The 18,007-nt window shown below is 71.4% G+C and carries 14 protein-coding genes; 7 read left to right on the top strand and 7 right to left on the bottom strand.

Going from position 1 to position 18,007, the window contains the following annotated elements; translation table 11 throughout:
• The first annotated feature begins 259 nt into the window (after positions 1-259).
• Positions 260-1,783 (top strand): sensor domain-containing diguanylate cyclase, encoded by a 1,524-nt coding sequence (locus JN22_RS35130; RefSeq protein ID WP_223677526.1) that lies wholly within the window; start codon positions 260-262, stop codon positions 1,781-1,783.
• Between the two features lie 28 nt (positions 1,784-1,811).
• On the opposite strand, the gene JN22_RS02370 is transcribed toward JN22_RS35130, so the two are convergent.
• The 4 genes from JN22_RS02370 to JN22_RS02355 form a co-directional block, all read right to left on the bottom strand.
• A complete protein-coding gene (locus tag JN22_RS02370) occupies positions 1,812-2,387 on the bottom strand; it encodes a HutD/Ves family protein (protein ID WP_085552353.1) in 576 nt (191 codons plus the stop codon).
• Between the two features lie 97 nt (positions 2,388-2,484).
• Positions 2,485-3,183, bottom strand: coding sequence for a hypothetical protein (locus tag JN22_RS02365; RefSeq protein WP_085552352.1), 699 nt, complete (start codon positions 3,181-3,183; stop codon positions 2,485-2,487).
• Positions 3,184-3,742: 559 nt separating this feature from the next.
• Positions 3,743-7,255 (bottom strand): indolepyruvate ferredoxin oxidoreductase family protein, encoded by a 3,513-nt coding sequence (locus JN22_RS02360; protein WP_085552351.1) that lies wholly within the window; start codon positions 7,253-7,255, stop codon positions 3,743-3,745.
• 174 nt (positions 7,256-7,429) lie between these two features.
• Positions 7,430-8,800 (bottom strand): GH1 family beta-glucosidase, encoded by a 1,371-nt coding sequence (locus tag JN22_RS02355; RefSeq protein ID WP_085552350.1) that lies wholly within the window; start codon positions 8,798-8,800, stop codon positions 7,430-7,432.
• Positions 8,801-9,013: 213 nt separating this feature from the next.
• Here JN22_RS02355 and JN22_RS02350 point away from each other — a divergent pair, with 213 nt between their 5' ends.
• Complete coding sequence (locus JN22_RS02350) at positions 9,014-9,775, top strand: cyclic nucleotide-binding domain-containing protein (RefSeq protein ID WP_085552349.1); 762 nt, start codon at positions 9,014-9,016, stop codon at positions 9,773-9,775.
• A gap of 10 nt (positions 9,776-9,785) precedes the next feature.
• Here JN22_RS02350 and JN22_RS02345 read toward each other — a convergent pair whose 3' ends face one another.
• The 3 genes from JN22_RS02345 to JN22_RS02335 are packed head-to-tail and all read right to left on the bottom strand — an operon-like array spanning position 9,786 to position 12,237.
• Positions 9,786-10,265: a DUF2000 domain-containing protein gene (locus JN22_RS02345; RefSeq protein ID WP_223677525.1), complete on the bottom strand. Its 480-nt coding sequence runs from the start codon at positions 10,263-10,265 to the stop codon at positions 9,786-9,788.
• A 44-nt stretch (positions 10,266-10,309) separates the two neighbouring features.
• Positions 10,310-11,161, bottom strand: a complete 852-nt coding sequence (locus JN22_RS02340) for an AraC family transcriptional regulator (protein WP_223677524.1) — start codon at positions 11,159-11,161, stop codon at positions 10,310-10,312.
• Positions 11,158-12,237, bottom strand: a complete 1,080-nt coding sequence (locus JN22_RS02335; RefSeq protein ID WP_223677523.1) for a LysR family transcriptional regulator — start codon at positions 12,235-12,237, stop codon at positions 11,158-11,160. The genes JN22_RS02340 and JN22_RS02335 overlap by 4 nt, the downstream gene beginning before the upstream one ends.
• On the opposite strand from JN22_RS02335, the gene JN22_RS02330 reads away from it, so the two are divergent.
• From JN22_RS02330 to JN22_RS02310, 5 genes are all read left to right on the top strand, one after another.
• On the top strand, positions 12,185-13,384 hold the full coding sequence (locus JN22_RS02330) for an MFS transporter (protein WP_085552347.1): 1,200 nt from the start codon (positions 12,185-12,187) through the stop codon (positions 13,382-13,384). The two genes, JN22_RS02335 and JN22_RS02330, sit on opposite strands and share 53 nt — an antisense overlap.
• Before the next feature lie 103 nt (positions 13,385-13,487).
• Entirely contained in the window at positions 13,488-13,967 is a 480-nt protein-coding gene (locus JN22_RS02325; protein ID WP_085552346.1) for a (2Fe-2S)-binding protein, read from the top strand.
• A 3-nt stretch (positions 13,968-13,970) separates the two neighbouring features.
• A complete protein-coding gene (locus JN22_RS02320) occupies positions 13,971-16,232 on the top strand; it encodes a xanthine dehydrogenase family protein molybdopterin-binding subunit (RefSeq protein ID WP_085552345.1) in 2,262 nt (753 codons plus the stop codon).
• A gap of 184 nt (positions 16,233-16,416) precedes the next feature.
• Complete coding sequence (locus tag JN22_RS02315) at positions 16,417-16,833, top strand: CopG family transcriptional regulator (protein ID WP_223677522.1); 417 nt, start codon at positions 16,417-16,419, stop codon at positions 16,831-16,833.
• Between the two features lie 44 nt (positions 16,834-16,877).
• The gene (locus tag JN22_RS02310; RefSeq protein WP_085552343.1) at positions 16,878-18,005 is read left to right on the top strand and encodes an extracellular catalytic domain type 1 short-chain-length polyhydroxyalkanoate depolymerase; all 1,128 of its coding nucleotides are present in this window, start codon (positions 16,878-16,880) and stop codon (positions 18,003-18,005) included.
• The last annotated feature ends 2 nt before the right edge of the window (positions 18,006-18,007 follow it).

Raw genomic sequence — 18,007 nt, 5'->3', positions numbered from 1 at the left:
AAAGAACCGGACGGGCCGTCCGGCGGACAGGCAAGGGCTCACCTGGGCGCAAGGCTGCTCCGCGACAAAAACGATGAAAATGTCCGAGTGTTTTACTTATACAGAAAAATACGGAGCCGGTTCGGGAAATGTGAAGGTCGGCATGAGTCTTCGCCGCACAGCGGTGCCTTTTCAACGGGCATGGTCGCGCGCAGGGCTTCGCGCGAGGTTGGAAATCTTTATTGTAATTGCGCTTCTTCCCTTGATTGCATTGGGCGCCGTGCTCTTCCTCCAGCAGAGACAGGACAAGCTTGAGGACGCCCGCCGGGAGGTTCTTCAGCTGGCCCAGCGGGGGGCGCAGCAGCAGACCGACATCGTCGAGCAGGTGCGCGGCACGCTGCGGCTGCTGGCCCTGGTGCCCGAGGTGAGGCGAGCGGATCCCATGCTCTGCGCGCCGCTCCTCCGCCAGGCGGCGGCGCTGTACCCCTGGAGCGTCGGCTTCGCCGTCGCCACCCCCGACGGGACTCTCCGGTGCAGCACCCACGGCGACACCCCGGTCGCGCGGGTGGCCGAACAGGAGTATTTCGGCAAGGCGCTGGCCACCAGAGCCTTCGCGACCAGCGACTTCCGCATCGGTCTGGTCAGCGGGCGGCCGGTGGTGACCGCCGCCCTGCCGCTCCTGGACGTCGATGGAAAGGTCGAGCGCCTGTTGCTGACCGGCATCGACCTGAACTGGCTGGAGGGCATCGCCAGGGAGGCGGCCCACACGTCGGGCGGGGCGGTGACGCTGTTCGATTCACGCAGAACGGTGCTGGTCCGCGTGCCCGACACCCACGCCCTTCCCCCCGGCCGGTCGATGGCCGATCACCCCCTGACCCTGAGCATGGCGGGCCGGTCGCAGGGCGTCATCGAAGCCCCCGGCCTGGATGGCGTTTCCCGCATCATCGGCTTCGCGGCGCTGGGGGAAACCGGCGGGCTCATCGCGGTCGGCGTTCCACGCGCCACCATCCTGGCTGACCTCGACCGCAAGCTGCTGTGGAGCGGCGGGGTCATGGCCGTCGTGGTGCTGGTCATCGTCGTCGGCGTCTGGTTCCTGCTGGACATCCTGGTCCTGCGCGGGCTGCGCGACCTCAAGCGGTCGGCCAAGCGCCTGTCCACGATGGAGTTCGACGCCCGCCATCCCTGCGCGCCGGCCCCTATCCAGACCAGCGAGATCGGCGACGCGGTGCGGGCGGTGCGCAGCATGGGCCGGACGCTGCGCGCCATCGCCTTCAAGGATTCGCTGACCGGCCTCGCCAACCGCCGCTTCCTCGACGCCCATATGGAGCGGCTGGCCGAGGCGCCTCCCGGTGGCGAACCGCCGGCCCTGGCCGCCCTGTGCATCGACCTCGACGGCTTCAAGCCGGTCAACGACCAGCACGGCCACCATGTCGGCGACGCCGTCCTCGAACAGGTCGCCGCCCGGCTCGCCCAATGCGTGCGCGACGGCGACATCGCGGTCCGTCTCGGCGGCGACGAGTTCCTGGTGCTGCTGGCCATGCCGGACGCCGGACGGACCCGGTTGCCGCTGGAGGTCGCCAACCGGATCATCCAGACCCTGTCGCTGCCGATGACGGCGGAGGGGCTGCCCGTCCAGGTCGGGTGCAGCGTCGGCATCGCGCTGTGGCCGGCGGACGATCCGGATCTCGGCACGGTCCTGCGCTACGCCGACCAGGCCCTCTACGCCGCGAAGCGCGGAGGGCGCGGGCAGGCGATGCGCTACGAAGCCGCAGCGCTTCCCCCCGTGCAGCCCATTTCGGGCTGAACGAAAATCCGGGCTGAGGGAAAACGCGTCAGCCGCGCCGCCGCACTTCGGCGCAGACGCCCTCGGCACCGGCCGGAACGGCGACGGCCGCCGTCCCGCGCAGCAGGGCGCTATGGCCGGCGGGAACCGCGACCGCGTCGCCGCCCTCGGGAGTCACCGTCAGGGTTCCGGCCAGACCATGGACCAGCACGGCGTCTCCCGAGGCCTGGTGCGCCGTGCCGCCGGCCAGCATCGTCACCGACCCGCCGGCCGCGGCACGGTCGAGCATCAGGTTGAAATCGCGGATCGGCCCGCCCAGCAGGGCGCAGCCCACCGCCGCCTCGCCGGGGAAGGCGAAGGCCGGCTCCATCCGGCGGCGCTCCACCGGGGTGCCGCCGTCCACCGTCAGCCGCATTCCCTCCCCCTCGACCACGGCGATCAGCCGGTCGTAGCCGGGAAAGGCCGAGAAGGGGCCGGAGGCGGCCACGTCGGCGACGCTGACCCGCCATAGAAAACGATCGCCCCCCTCCAGCGGCTCGACCGCGATCTCGGTGGTCAGGCCCAGCCCGTTGCGCCAGGGAACGCGGTGCCCGTCGGCGGGGGTCAGCAGGGTGACGGACGGCATCGGACTCGTCTCCGGCGGGTGGTGGAGGAAGACGCGTCATAGCATCCGGTCCGTCGGCAGGACCAGCGGAAGAAAGCCCGGAGAAGAAAGCCCGGGGTCAGACGAACAGGCTGAAGCTGCCCATCAGCTTTTCCGTGCCGGTCTGCCCGTAGGTGATGGAGTTCGCCGAGCTGATCGCCGAATTCAGGCCGTCCAGCATCGACTGCTGACCGGTGGACAGCTGGAACGGGCTGTCGCCCTTGGCCGGTTGCTTGGCGACCGTGTCGTAATCCTGGCTGTAGCCACCCATCACGAGCTGGAGGGCGTAGTTCTTGTCCTCGCGCGCCGACACGCCCTTGTCGCGGGTGACGCGCAGGGTGTAGTCGCCCTTGTCGAGGGTCATCTCGCCTTTTTGAAGGGCTTGGTAATTCTCGTAATCCTTGCCGGACTCCGCGTTGCTGTCGGCCAGCACGCTGCCCAGCCGCGACAGAAGCTGCACGCGCACACCCTCGTCGCCGACCTCGCCCAACGTCGCCTCGCCCTTGCTGGTGACCTTGAACTTGTAGAAATCGACGGGATCGTTCGCCGCCAGGGTGCTGGCGACGTTCAGGCGGGTGGTGTTCCTGGCCAGGACGCCGATGTCGGTCGCCGCGCCGGCGTTGGTCAGCGTCGATTTCTTGACGGACTTCTCATAGGTCTGCACCTCGTCGGCCGAGGTCGTGCTCTGCTGGGCCTGGATCGCCGACAGCGCGTTGGCGATCGAGGCGTTGAGGCTCGACACCATCGAGTTGACGCTGGAAACCGCATCGCTCGCCATGGCCCGTCACCCTTCCCGTTCCGACAGGAAACCCGCCGCTCCCGTCCCGCAGGACCTGCCTGCACAGGGGAATACGGGCGAGGCGGGCTGCTCCTGCGCGAAAAAGATGAAAGTCCTTTGAAACGGCCCGGAACGGAACCGTCACGACGCCTTCACGACGCCTGGGCCGGCTCCGGGCTCCGGGCGTTCCGGGTCGCGGCGTCCGACGCCGGAAGGGCGGGCGGGACCGGTTCGGCGGCCTGGGGCTGGGGCGGCTGGGTGGGGCCGGTCACAACATCGAAATCGAACATGGGAAAACCTCTTCTGGCTGGTGAGGCCGCCCGGAGATCCCGTGATCGCTTCGATCGATGTGCCGCGTGAAGGTCACAAACACGAAAGCCGCCTCGGGGTCCGGGCGGCTTCGGGATGGTGCAACGAGTGCGCGATCCTAGGCCGCCGGCGGAAACCAGCGGCCAAAATATCGGGACGAGCCCGAAGGAGCGGTGCGGAGCGCGTGTTGCATGGCGGCGACCATAGCGCGGAGCCACCGCCCTGCCAAGCGGTTTGTCGAACCGGCGGATCAGGCCGCCTTCGCCAGCCCGCCGCCACGCAGCCGTTCCTCCAGAGCGCGCCAGCGCGGCTCCACCGCCTCCAGCGCGCGCTGCTTGACCGGCCCGAAGCCGCGGATCTCCAGCGGCAGCGCCGCCAACTCGACGGCGGTCGCCAGTGTCTCCGCCGACAGCCTCTCGACGATCTCCGCCACCGTCGCCTCGTAGCGGGCGATCAGCGCGCGCTCCATGCGGCGTTCCGCCGTGTGGCCGAAGGGGTCGAACGCCGTTCCGCGCAACCCCTTCAGCGCCGCCAGCCCCCGGAACACCGGCAGGATCCAGGCGCCGAACGCCATCTTGCGCGGCTCGCCCGCCGAATTCACCCCGGACGACAGCAGCGGCGGGGCCAGATGGAAGACGGGTTTCCAATCGCCTTCGAACCGTTCCGCCAGGCTTTTGCGGAAGGCCGGATCGCTGTGCAGCCGGGCGACCTCGTACTCGTCCTTGCAGGCCATGAGCTTGAAGGCGCCGCGTGCCACCGCCACGGCCAGCGCGGTCGAACCGGGGGCGACCCGCTCCTCCGCCCGCCGCACCCGCTCGACCAGCGCGCGGTAGCGGCCGGCGTAGGCCGCGTCCTGGTAGCCGGTCAGGAAGACGGCGCGGCGCTCGACGACGGTCGACAGATCGGTGGCCGGCAGATCGGTGGCCGGCGCGTCCTCCCCGGCGCCGAGCGCCGCCAGCGCTTCGGGACGGTGGGCGGCCAGCCGGCCGAAGGCGAAGGCGTGCCGGTTGGCGGCGACACCGGTGCCGTTCAGTTCGATGGCGCGGTCCAGCGCCGCCAGCCCGACCGGCAGCAGCCCCTTCTGGAAGGCGAAGCCCATCAGGAAGACGTTGGCGAGGATGCTGTCGCCGAACAGCGCGGTCGCCAGCCGGTTGGCGTCCACCGCCTCCACCCGGTCATCCCCGGCGACGCGGCGCAGGGAACGCAGCAGGGCGGCGCCGTCGGGCAGCGCGGAGCCGTCGCGGGTGAAGGCGCCGGTCGGCGTCACATGGGCGTTGGCGACCACCCGCGTCCGCCCCGGAGCCACCGTGCGCAGGGCGTCCGGCGAGGCGGCGACCACCGCGTCGCAGGCGAGCACGAGCTGCGCCCGTTTCGGGTCGATGCGCGCCTGGTTCAGCCGCGTCGCGTCGCGCGCCACCCGCAGGTAGCTGTAGACCGCGCCCCCCTTCTGCGCGAAGCCCATGAAGTCGAGCACCGACGCCGCCTTGCCCTCCAGATGCGCCGCCATGGCGAGCAGCGCGCCGATGGTGACGACCCCGGTGCCGCCGACGCCGACGATCAGAATTTCCGCCGGGTCGTCGCCCAGGCCGCGCAGCGGGTGCGGCAGGTCGGCCAGCGCGTCCCTGAAGCGCGCCGCCACCGCGTCGGGGTCCGGCCTGCGCAAGGTCCCGCCCATCACCGACACGAAGCTGGGGCAGAAGCCCTCGACGCAGGAATAATCCTTGTTGCAGCTCGACTGGTCGATCTGCCGCTTCACCCCGAACTCGGTGGGTTTGGGCTGCACCGACAGGCAGTTCGACTTGTGGCCGCAGTCGCCGCAGCCCTCGCAGACCAGATCGTTGATCACCACCCGGCGGGCCGGGTCGGGCAGGCTGCCGCGCTTGCGGCGGCGGCGCTTCTCGGCGGCGCAGGTCTGCTCGTAGACCAGGGCGGTGACGCCGGGAATCTCCCGCAGTTCGCGCTGGACGGCGTCCAGCTCGTCGCGGTGGTGCACGGTGGTGAAGGGGGCGAGGCCGGAGCGGCGGTCGTATTTCTCCGGCGCGTCGCTGACCAGGGCGATGCGGGCGATGCCCTCGGCGCTCAACTGGCGGGTCAGGGCATCGACCGGAAGCGGGCCGTCCACCGGCTGGCCGCCGGTCATGGCCACGGCGTCGTTGTAAAGGATCTTGTAGGTGATGTTGACCTTGGCGGCGACCGCCTGCCGGATCGCCAGCAGGCCGGAATGGTAATAGGTGCCCTCGCCAAGATTCTGGAACACATGCGGGCGTTTGGAGAAGGGCGCCTGCCCGATCCAGCCCACCCCCTCGCCGCCCATCTGGGCGAGGCCGACCGTCTCCCGGTCCATCCAGGAGGCCATGAAGTGGCAACCGATCCCGGCCATCGCCTTGCTGCCCTCCGGCACGCGGGTGGAGCTGTTGTGCGGGCAGCCGGAGCAGAAATAGGGCGTGCGCGCCGCCGCCGGAGCGGGCAGGGCCTCGGCCGGCAGCAGATCGGCCAGACGGCTTGAGAGGTCGCGCTCCGGGAAGCGGTGGCGGATGCGCTCCACCAGCGCCTTGGCGACGATCCAGGGGCGCAGCTCGCCGGTCGCGGGCAGCAGCGGCGCGCCCAGTTCGTCGGTCTTGCCGACCAGGGCGCGCGGGCGCTCGCCGTCCGGGAGGTGGTAGAGCAGATCCTTGAGCTGGCCCTCGACGACCGGAGCCTTCTCCTCGACGACCAGGATCTCCTCGGCCCCGCGCGCCATGGCCAGCGCGCCTTCCGGCTCCAGCGGCCAGGACAGGCCGATCTTGTGGACCGACAGCCCGATCTCCACCGCCTCCCGTTCGCCGATGCGGAGCAGGCGCAACGCCTCCATCAGGTCGAGATGCGCCTTGCCGGTGGTGACGACGCGCAGCCAGCCGCCCCGCCCCTGCCCCAGCATCGTCCGGTCGATGCGGTTGACGCGGGCGAAGGCCTTCACCGCCGCGATCTTGGCGGCCAGACGTTCCTCGATGCGCAGGCTGGGCAGGTCGGGCCAGCGCTGGTGCAGGCCGCCGGGCGGCGGCGTGAACGCCACCGGAAGGAAGGGGGTGTCGAGCGAGGGGACGCGGACGGTGGCCGAGCTTTCCACGCTCTCCGAGATCGCCTTGAAGCCGACCCAGCAGCCGGAAAAACGCGACAGCGCGTAACCGTAGAGCCCGAAGTCGAGATACTCGCGCACCCCCGCCGGGTTCAGCACCGGCATCGACCACGCGATCATGGCGAGGTCGCTCTGGTGCGGCATGCTGGACGACACGCAGCCATGGTCGTCCCCGGCGACCGCCAGCACCCCGCCGCGCGGCGAGGTGCCGTAGGCGTTGGCGTGCCTCAGCGCGTCGCCGGCGCGGTCCACCCCCGGCCCCTTGCCATACCACAGGCCGAAGACGCCATCGACCGTCGCCTCGCCCGACGCCTCGACCTGCTGGCTGCCCATCACGGCGGTGGCGCCGAGATCCTCGTTGATGCCGGGCTGGAAGGTGATGGCGCAGCGGTCGAGATGCGGGCGCGCCTGCCACAGCGCCTGGTCCAGCCCGCCGAGCGGTGAGCCGCGGTAGCCGCTGACGAAGCCGGCGGTGTTCAGCCCCGCCCGGCGGTCGCGCTCGGCCTGGAGCAGCAGCAGCCGCACCAGCGCTTGGGTGCCGGACAGGTAGACCTGCCCCTCGGTGCGGGTGTAGCGGTCGTCCAGGCGGTAGCTGTGGTCGATGTCGGCGGGTTCGCCAAACAGGCCGCCATTGGGCATGCCGTCCATGGTGCGTTTCCTCGGTTCCCCAGGATCTTCCTGCTCTTGGACCGAGTGTGCGCCGCTGGACCGCGAATGATTTTGCGCGTTGTGGGAGCAAAAGGATGATTCGCGGAACGAACATTCCGCAATCGCGCCGAATCCGCAAAACCCATGCGCCGATTTGCCGGCTATGCGAAAAGGCTACCCCTGTTCGCCAGCCCCGCTGATCGAGTTGGCGCGGATCAGGCCGGCGTACCAGCGCGCCGATTCCTTGGGGATGCGGGCCTGGGTCCCGTAGTCGACGCGGACGAGGCCGAACCGCGTGCCGTAGCCGCCGCCCCATTCGAAATTGTCGAGCAGCGACCACGCGAAATAGCCGCGCACGTCGGCCCCGGCGGCGAGCGCCTCGGCCATGGCGCCGGTGTAGTCGCGCAGATAGGCCACGCGGGCGCCGTCGACGACCCGGCCTGTGGCGTCCGGCGCCTCGTCGGCCTTGGTGCCGAAGCCGTTCTCGGTGACGTAGACCGGCAGGCGGTAGCGCCGGGTCAGGTCGAGCAGCGTGTCGCGGAAGGCGCCGGGGTCGTAGGGCCAGCCGATGTCGGTGCGCGGCATCTCCGGCGGCGGCGAGCCGAAGCCGAAGCCCCAGATCAGGCTGTCGTCGCGGCGGCCATAGACCGGGGCGTAATGGTTCAGGCCGAACCAGTCGAGCGGGCGGGCGATGCGGGCCATGTCGCCGGGCTTCACGAAGGGCTCGATGGCGGCGGCGATGCGCGGCGGGTAATGGGCGCGGATCTGCGGGTCGGGGAAGGCCCAATTCCAATGCTCGTCGAACAGGGCGGCGGCCTCGATGTCCTCCGGGCGGGCAAATCCGGAGGGGCCGGATTCGGGGCGCATCGGCTGCACGCTGTGGACCGCGCCGATGGAGGCCCCCGGCACGAGAGCGCGCAGCGTGTCCACACCGGCGCCGTGGGCGAGGTTGACGTGGTGGATCACCGCCAGATGCGTCGCCCGGTCGGCGATGCTGGGCGCGCCCCAGCCGAAGGCGTAGCCGAACAGCGTGAAGACCGAGAATTCGTTGAAGGTCGCCCAGCGCTTCACCCGGTCGCCGTAGCGCCGGGCGCACAGCGCGGCGTAGTCGGCGAACCAGCCGGCGCTGTCGCGCGACGACCAGCCGCCGAGGTCGTGCAGCGCCTGCGGCAGGTCCCAATGGTAGAGGCAGAGCCACGGCTCGATGCCGTGCTCCAGCAGCCGGTCGATCAGCCGGTCGTAGAAGTCGAGTCCCTTGTCGTTCGGCGCCCCGCGCCCGCGCGGCAGCACCCGCGGCCAGGACACCGAGAAGCGGTAGGCCTGGAGCCCGAGATCCCGCATCAGGGCGACGTCCTCGGGCATGCGGTGGTAGTGGTCGCAGGCGACGTCGCCGCTTTCGCCGTTGTCGACCCGGCCCTTCAGCCGGCAGAAGCTGTCCCAGATGCTCGGCGCCCGCCCGTCCGCGTCGGCCCCGCCCTCGATCTGGTAGGCGGAGGTCGAGGCCCCCCAAAGAAAGTCTTTCGGAAAGGCGGGGGTGTCGGCCATGGCGCGGCTCCGGAGGCGGGAAAGCGCAGTGTAACCAGGAAGGCGCATGGGCACCAAGGCCTTCACACACAGGTTGCCGCCCACCGCGACGCGGCATTGTTGGTCGAGGTCCGGGAAAAACGCCGTTGCGCGTCCGCTGCTTTCATGGCTCGCTGTCACGACGCGGCAAGCCCCCCGGCCATGCGACCGCCAGCGCCCCTTCGCGAGAATTCCATGTCGACGTCCGACACCCCAGGCCCGAAGCGCCATTCCGTCCCCGCCAACATGGTCTTCATGCGGCAGGGCGAGCGGGGCGACCGGGCCTGGCTGATCGAGGCCGGGGAGCTGGAGATCCTGCTGGAGACGCCGGCCGGCACCCGCCGCCTGGGAACCGTCGGCAAGGGCGCGGTGGTCGGGGAGATGGCGCTGATCGACGACGGCGAGCGCAGCGCCACCGTGCGCTCCCTGACCGAGGTCGTCTGCGTCGAGGTGACGCGCGACGCCTTCCAGGGGCTGCTGAAGCGCAGCCCGCCGCTGGCCTCCTACGTGTTGCAGGGGCTGATCGCGGCGATCCGCCGCGACTACGGCCTGCCACCGACGCCACGGGTCGGCAAGCCGGTGGATTTCCGCTCCACCACCTCCTTCCAGAAGGTGGTCGACCGCCGCATGTTCCGCGAGGGCTTCGTCTTCTACAGCCCGAACGAACCGGCGACCGCCGCCTATCTGATCCAGTCCGGCCGGGTCGGCGTGCGGCGCGGCTACGGGACGCAAGGGGAGGAGATCGCGTCCTTCGGCCCCGGCCAGCTCTTCGGCGAGATCTTCCTGCTGACCGGCCGGGTGCCGAATGTGACGGTGACCGCGACCGCCGGGTCGATCTGCGAGGTCATCGACAAGCGGAGCTTCGACGAGGTGCTGTCCTCGATGCCGCCGATCCTGAAATCGCTGGCCCGCATCTACATCGCCCAGCTCACCAAGACGCCGCGCCGGGAAGAGTAGGGGCGGTCCGTCACCCGTGCAGGGCAAGGCCCTTCACCGCCTTGTCCACCGCCTTCCTGGACCCGTGCAGGGCGAGCCCGACCCAATCGGCGTCCTCCGGATTCTCCGCCGCGAAGACCGCGCGGTTGGCCGCGTCGTGGCCGGTGGCGAACATCGCCGCCACATAGGGGATCATCGTCAGACCGCGCGCCGCCGCCTCCCGCTGCACGGACTGGAGACCGGCCCGGTCGGCGGCGAAGATCATGACCGGCTGGCCGAGCATCCGGCCATAGGCGCGGCCGGCGGCGTCGACATAGGGCTCCCCGATCGCCTCGGGCACCGCCGCGGCAATCCCGGTGGCGAGAAAGGCCGCAACGTTGAGCTTCTGCCAGACGGCGAGGTCGGAGCGGATGACGAGGGCCACCTTACTGTCGAAGCGGACAGCGGGGCCAGGGGCGGGGGTGGGGGCGGGCATGGCGTCATGGTCGGTGTCGTGCCGGGCGTCGGGCATGGGCGTGGTCTCCTTCGCCCGGCAGCCTGCCCGCCGCCGGCTCCTCAGTCTGGAACGTTTGTGCAGATCCGGCGGTAGGCGGCGGGCGTCATGCCGTAGGCGCGGCGGAACCAGCGGCCCAGATGGCTCTGGTCGGCGAAGCCCACACCGGCCGCCACCGCCGCCGGCGCCTCGCCCGCCGCCAGCATCCGCCGCGCCGCCTTCAGGCGCAGCCGCACCAGATAGGCGTGGGGCGACAGGCCGAAGGCCTCGCGGAAAGCCCGGTTCAGGCGGAAGCGGTCGGTTCCGGCCACCCCCGCCAGATCGTCCAGCCCGACATCCTCGGCCATGCGGGCGTGCAGCGCCTCGCGGGCGCGGCTTGCGGCCGGCTGCGGCCGCCGCGCCGTCGCCGGGCGCGGCGCGGCGGCGTGGCCGGCGAGCCGCGCCACCAGACGGTCGACGGCGAGGTCGCGGGCCAACCGCCCCTCCGCCCCATGCACGGCCAGGAAGGCGGCGTGGATCGTCCGCGCCAGCACCGGGTCGTCGGCCAGCGTGTCGCGGAAGCCCAGATCGGTCGCGGACGGCATCCCGGCGCCGCGCAGCGCCTCCAGCCGCGCCGCGACGAGGCGCTGCGGCAGATAGAGCATGGCGTAGGTGAAGCCGGCGTCGCGCGGGCTGTGGCCGTCATGCAGCTCGCCGGGCTCGATCAGGATGGCGCGGCCGGGCGTGCTGGTGTGGAGCCGGCGGCGGCAGCGGAACTCCTGCACCCCCTGTTCGGTGACGCCGACCAGCACGTCGTCGTGGTCGTGCAGCTCGTAGGCATGGCCCTTGAAATGGGCGCGGATCGTCTCGATCCCGCTTTCGGCGTCGCGCCGCATCGACAGCCAGTCGCCCTCCCGCTCCCCCCTCGCGCTCACAGCCGCGCCGCCTCCTCGGCGATCCGCTGGCGCAGCCAGCCGTGCGAGGGGGAACCGCCGTTCCGCCGGTGCCACGCCATCGACACGTCGAAATCCTCCGACGGAAAGGGCAGGGGGCTGGTGACCAGCCCCGTGGCCTTCGCGCAGAAATGCGCCAGCCGGGCCGGCAGGGTCGAGATCATCGGCGCCTGCGTCAGCATCATCGGAATCGCCAGGAACTGGGTGGTCGAGGCCGCCACCCGCCGCTTCGCCCCCAGCGCGTGGAGGTCGTCGTCGATGAAGCTGCTCATGCCGCCGCGCAGCGACGGCATCAGGTGCGGGTAGCGGGTGTAGTCCTCCAGGCTGACCGGCGGGGTCAGCGGCACCAGCGCCGGGTCGAACAGGCAGACATGGTTCTCCGCGTAGAGGAACTGCCGGTCGTGCCAGCGCCGCACGTCGGGCATGTAGCCGATGGCGAGGTCGATGGTGCCGTCGTCCAGCGCGTCGAACATGGCGTCCGGATCCAGCGTCTTGAGCGCGACCGACACGCGCAGCGCGCAGGCGTCGCGCAGGATCCCGGTCAGCAGCACCGCCTGGAGCGAGTCCGAGGTCGAGATGGTGAAGCTGCGCTCCTCCCGGTAGGGGTCGAAGGTCTCCTCCACCGACAGCGCCCGCGCGGCCCCCAGCAGCAGCTCGCGCAGCGGCTCGGCCAGCCTTTGCGCGCGCGGCGTCGGCTCCATCCGGTTGCCGGTGCGCACGAACAGCGGGTCGCCGACCATGACCCGCAGCCGGCCCAGCGCGTGGCTGACCGCCGACTGGCTGACTCCCAGGCTGTCGGCCGCGCGCGAGACGCTGCGCGCCTCCAGCAGGGCGTCGAAGACCTTGATCAGGTTGAGGTCGAGCGCGGGACTATGAATGCTTCTCATGACGATATGAACCCACCCCAGCTTGTTCATGATGTGCGACGCGGCGTAGTCTGTCCAGTCCCAGCCAGACGCCCCCGCCAGACGCCTCCGGTCGACAGCCAGGAACCGCCAGCCCTCCATGACCTGCGACGCCATCACCACCAGGACCGCCGCGCGCGGGCGCGAGACCACGGCGCTGCTGGTCCTGGCGCTCGCCTATTTCGTGGTCGGCGTCACCTCGCTGGCGGTGGTCGGGGTGCTGAAGTCGCTGGGCGGCGACCTCGGCGTGTCGCCGGGGGCGGTGGCCGGGCTGGTCACCGCCTTCGCGCTGTCCTTCGCCGTCGCCGCACCGCTGGCCCAGGCGTGGCTCACGCGCTGGCCGCTGCCGACGCTGCTCGGCGCCGGGCTGGTGCTGCTCGCCGGCGGGGCGGCGGCCACCGGGATGGCCGGCAGCTACGGCGAGGCGCTCGCCGCCCGCATCGCCAGCGGCGCCGCCGCCGCGCTGGTCGGCCCCTCCGCCTCGGCGATCGGGGCCTCGCTGGTGCCGGCGGAACGGCGCGGGCGGGCGCTCGGCACCGTCTTCGGCGGCATGACCATGGCGACCGTGCTGGGGGTGCCGCTGGCCGCGTGGCTCGGCGCGCATCTGTCCTGGCGGACCGTGTTCCTGCTGGTCGCCGGGCTGGGCCTGGCGACCGCCGTCGCCGCGCGCTTCCTGGTGCCGGCGGGCATCGGCGCCGGCCGCGCCCGGCTCGGGCTGGGCGACGTGGTGGCGCTGCTCGCCCGGCGCGGCGTCGGCTTCGGCATCCTGGCGAGCCAGTTGCAGATGCTGGCGCAGTTCGTCACCTACGCGCTGCTCGCCGCCTTCCTGGCCGAACGCTTCGGCAGCGGCCCCGACCAGGTGTCGCTGGCGTTGCTGGTGTTCGGCGCCTCGGGCGTCGTCGGCAACGCGGTGGCCGGGCGCATGGCCGACGGAGTCGGACCGGACCGCGTCATCCGCCTCTCCTTCGCCGGGCTGGCGCTCGCCTTCGTGGCGCTGGCGCTGGTGCCGAGCTACCCGCTCGCGCTGGCGGCGATGGTCGTCTGGGCGGTCTTCTCGCTGATGCTGATGACGCCCCAGCAGAAGCGGCTGGTCGGCTTCGCCGGGGACCGCACGGCGGTGGCGCTCGGGCTGAATTCCTCGGCGATCTACATCGGGATGGCGGCCGGGTCGTCGCTGGGCGGGGCCGCCCACGCGGCGCTCGGCGCCGGCTGGCTGCCGGCCCTGTCGCTGGCGGTCACGCTGGCGGCGGCGGCCTCGGCCGAATGGGCGATCCGCGCGCCGCATCCGCACGGCGTCTGACCACGGCACCTCTTGATTTCGCGTTTTCGACAGCGTTGGCAATGCCCGAAACGGGCGGGCGGGACCGAAACGGGCCCCGCACAGGGAGAGAGAGACCGAAAGCATGATCACCATCACCGTCAACGGACAGCCCCGGCAGGTCGACGTTCCCGACGACATGCCGCTTCTGTGGGTCCTGCGGGACGAACTCAACATGACCGGCACCAAGTTCGGCTGCGGCATCGCCCAGTGCGGCGCCTGCACCGTCCATGTCGACGGCGCGCCGACGCGGGCCTGCCAGACGCCGGTCGGCACGCTCGGCGCCGACGCCAGGATCACCACCATCGAGGGGGTCGCCACCGTCGAGGGAACGGCCGGCAAGGCGGCGCAGGCCGTGCAGGCGGCGTGGCGGAAGCTGGACGTCGTTCAGTGCGGCTACTGCCAGTCGGGCCAGATCATGAGCGCCGTGGCGCTGCTCACCGACAACCAGAATCCCAGCGACGCGGACATCGACGCCGCGATGGACGGCAACGTCTGCCGCTGCGCGACCTACATCCGCATCCGGGCGGCCATCAAGGACGCCGCCCAGACCATGAGGGCCTGATCCATGCTGCATCATCTGATCCGTCAGGCCGCCCGGAACGGCATCCAGGAAACCGGCGTCCGCGACACCGCCCTGCCGGAACTGGCCTTCCGCGCCGCCCCCTCCCGCCGCTCCTTCCTGAAGGCCGCCGGCATCGGCGGCGGCGCGCTGGTGCTGGGCGCCCATGTGCCGCTGCCGGCGCTCGCCGCCGGGCCAGCCCCCGCCGGCATCGTCGGCCCGGCCGACCCGCGCCCGCAGCTCTTCGTCATCGTCGCCCCCGACAACACGGTGACGGTGCTGGCCAAGCATCTCGACAAGGGCCAGGGCATCGTCACCGGGCTGGCCACCATCGTGGCGGAGGAGCTGGACGCCGACTGGGCGCAGGTGCGCGGCGCCTTCGCCCCGGCCGACAGCAAGCTCTACGGCAACCATTTCTTCGGCATCCAGGGCACCGGCGGCTCGACCGCCGTCGCCAACAGCTGGGACGAGCTGCGCATGGCGGGTGCGGCCGCCCGCGCCATGCTGGTCGCCACCGCCGCCGCGCGCTGGAACGTCCCCACGGGCGAGGTCACGGTCGCCAAGGGCGTCGTCAGCCACGCCAGGTCCGGCCGCAACTTCACCTTCGGCGAGCTCGCCACCGACGCCGCCAAGCTGCCGGCGCCGCAGACCGTCGCGCTGAAGGACCCGAAGGATTACGTGCTGATCGGCCGGCCGGACCTGCACCGGCTCGACCACATCAGCAAGACCGACGGCACCGCGGTCTTCGCCATGGACATCCGCCGGCCGGGGCAGGTGACGGCGGTGCTCGCCCGCTCGCCGCGCTTCGGCGGGACAGTGAAGAGCGTGGATGACGCCGCCGCCCGCGCCATCCCCGGCGTGCTCGACGTGCTGACCCTGCCGGTCGGCGTCGCTGTGCTGGCGAAGAACACATGGACCGCGATCAAGGGCCGCGAGGCCCTGAAGATCACCTGGGACGATTCCAAGGCGGAGACGCGCGGCACCGAGCGGATGCTCGCCGACTACCGCAAGCTGGCCGACACGGCGGGTGCGGTCGCCGCCAGCAAGGGCGACGCCGACAAGGCGTTCGCCGAAGCCGCGACGGTGGTCGAGGCGGAGTTCACCTTCCCCTACCTCGCCCACGCGCCGATGGAGCCGCTGAACGCCGTGGTGGCGCTGAACCCGGAGGGCGGCTGCACCATCTGGGCCGGCTCGCAGTTCCAGGGCGTCGAGCAGATGGTCGTCGCCCACATCCTGGGCTGCACGCCCGAGCAGGTGAAGATCGAGACGCAATGGGCGGGCGGCAGCTTCGGCCGCCGCGCCACCACCACCGCCGACTACATCGCCGAGGCGGCGATCGTCGCCAAGGCCTACGGCAAGGCGCCGGTGCATCTGGTGTGGACCCGCGAGGACGACATCCAGGGCGGCCGCTACCGCCCGCTGTTCCTGCACCGGATCAAGGCGGCGGTGGACAAGGCGGGCACGCTGGTGGCGTGGCGCCAGCGCATCGTCGGCCAGAGCTTCATGGCCGGCACGCCGTTCGAGAAGGTGATGGTCAAGGACGGCGTCGACGCCACGATGGTCGAGGGCGCGTCGGACATGGCCTACGCCGTGCCAAACCTTGCGGTGGACGCCCACAGCCCGGCCTCGCCGGTGACGACCCTGTGGTGGCGCTCGGTCGGCCACACCCACACCGCCTACGCCAAGGAGGTGATGATCGACCGGCTCGCCAAGGCGGCGGGCAAGGACCCGCTGGCCTTCCGGCTGGAGATGCTGAAGGACCACCCGCGTCTGGCCGGCGTGCTGAAACTGGCGGCGGAGAAGGCCGGCTGGGGCCAGCCGCTGGCCAAGGGCAAGGGGCGCGGCGTCGCCGTGCATGAGAGCTTCAACAGCTTCGTCGCCCACGTCGCCGAGGTGACGGTGGACGACAAGGGACATGTGAAGGTGGACCGCGTCGTCGTCGCCATCGATTGCGGCCGGGTGATCAACCCCGACATCGTCAAGGCGCAGATGGAGGGCGGCACCGGCTGGGGCATCGGCCACGCGCTGCGCGGCGAGATCACCATGACGGACGGGATCGTCGACCAGAGCAACTTCGACAGCTTCCTGCCGATGCGGATGTCGGACATGCCGGCGGTCGAGGTCCACATCGTGCCGTCGCGCGAACGCCCGACCGGTGCGGGCGAGCCCGGCGTCCCGACCTCGGCGCCGGCGGTCGCCAACGCGGTGTTCTCGGTGACCGGCCAGCCCCTGCAAAGCCTGCCCTTCAGCCGGGCGGGCCTGGTGTAGGCGCGGAGGGACCGGGCGCCCGTCCCGAGGGCCGGCGCCCGGTCCCTCCCCAGGCTTCGGAAACCGAAGCCGGCCGGCAGCCCGCCAGCTGGGCGCCGGCCGAGTCGACGACGGCCCCCCTTGAACGGGCGCCCATTTCCATCCACATACCATCCAACCAGATGGTTTGTGGATGGATTTGGTCATGAACGCCTTGCACGAGACACGGCCGAAAAGCGCCGACAGCGAAAAGATCACCATCAATCTCGGTTACGTCGATCTCGGCCACGTCGATCTCCTGGTCGAGGAAGGGTTCTATTCGAACCGCACCGACTTCATCCGCACCGCCATCCGCAACCAGATCGACCGGCACGCCGACGTCGTACGGCAGGCGGTGACGCGCAAGAGCGTCGACCTCGGCCTGCGCCATTTCAGCCGCGCGGATCTGGAGACGGCGCAGGCGGCCGGGCAGATGCTCGACATCCGTGTCCTCGGCCTTGCCACGATCGCCCCGGACGTCACCCCCGAACTTGCCCGCGCCACCATCGCCTCCCTTGCCGTGCTGGGCGCGCTGCACGCCAGCCCCGCCGTCAAGGCGGCCCTGGCCGACCGTATCCGCTGACCCGCCCGTCCCCGTCCGCTCCCTTCAGTCCCGGAAAGACCGCCATGCTCCGCAAACTTCCTCCCGCCCTGACCGAGATCGCCCGCCTGACCGGCGCCGGCAAGCTCGGCGAGGCCACCGCCCTCATCCAGCGCCATCTCCAGGGGGGCCTTCAGGGGGACGGCCTCCGGGACGACGGGCCGGCCGCCGGTCGGGCGGCTCCCGGCACCCGTCAGCGGCGGACCGGCCTGGGCGACACCCTGCGGGATCTCGCCGCGCGCGCCAAGTCCGGCGGCTTCGGGCTGCCCGGCAACGGGCCCGCGGTCTCCGTGCCGGACGGCGCCTCCTTCACGACCGGCTCTTACAGCGGCCCGGCCGGAACGCGCGGCTACAAGCTCTACATCCCGGCCAACCGCAACGTGCAGCCGCTTCCGCTGATCGTCATGCTGCACGGTTGCACCCAGTCGCCCGACGATTTCGCCGCCGGCACCGGCATGAACGCGCTCGCCGAGGAGTTCGGCTGTCTCGTCGTCTACCCGGAGCAGCCCTCCTCCGCCAACCCGCAGAAATGCTGGAACTGGTTCCGGCCGGAGGACCAGCGCCGCGACCAGGGCGAGCCGTCGCTGCTCGCCGGAATCACCCGCCAGATCCTGCGCGACCACCCGGCCGACCCGACCCGCGTCTACATCGCCGGACTTTCGGCCGGCGGAGCGGCGGCGGCCGTCATGGGCGCCGCCTATCCCGACCTCTACGCCGCCGTGGGCGTGCATTCCGGCCTGCCGGTCGGCATCGCCGCCGACGTGCCCTCGGCCTTCGCCGCGATGCGCCAGGGGGCGCCGGCCACGCTGCCGCCGGTAAGGCCCATCCCGACCATCGTCTTCCACGGGGACCAGGACCGCACCGTCCATCCGAACAACGCCGACGCGGTGGCGGCCCAGGTGACGGCCTCCGTGAGCGGCCTGCGCGTCACGGTGCAGGACGGCCAAACCGGCGGCGGCCGCGCCTACCGCCGGACCCTCCACAGCGACGCGGCCGACCGGATCCTGTGCGAACGGTGGACGGTGCTGGGCGGCGGGCACACCTGGATGGGCGGCAGCCCGTCCGGTTCCCACACCGACCCCGGCGGACCGGACGCCAGCCGGGAGATGCTGCGCTTCTTCCTGACGCACCGCTTGGGAGAGTCCGTTTCCTGAGA

The organism is Azospirillum agricola (genome assembly GCF_020005195.1).
GTDB classification, from domain to species: domain Bacteria; phylum Pseudomonadota; class Alphaproteobacteria; order Azospirillales; family Azospirillaceae; genus Azospirillum; species Azospirillum agricola.
Note: the sequence above shows the minus strand (reverse complement) of the source record. Positions and strands in the feature narration are given on the sequence as shown.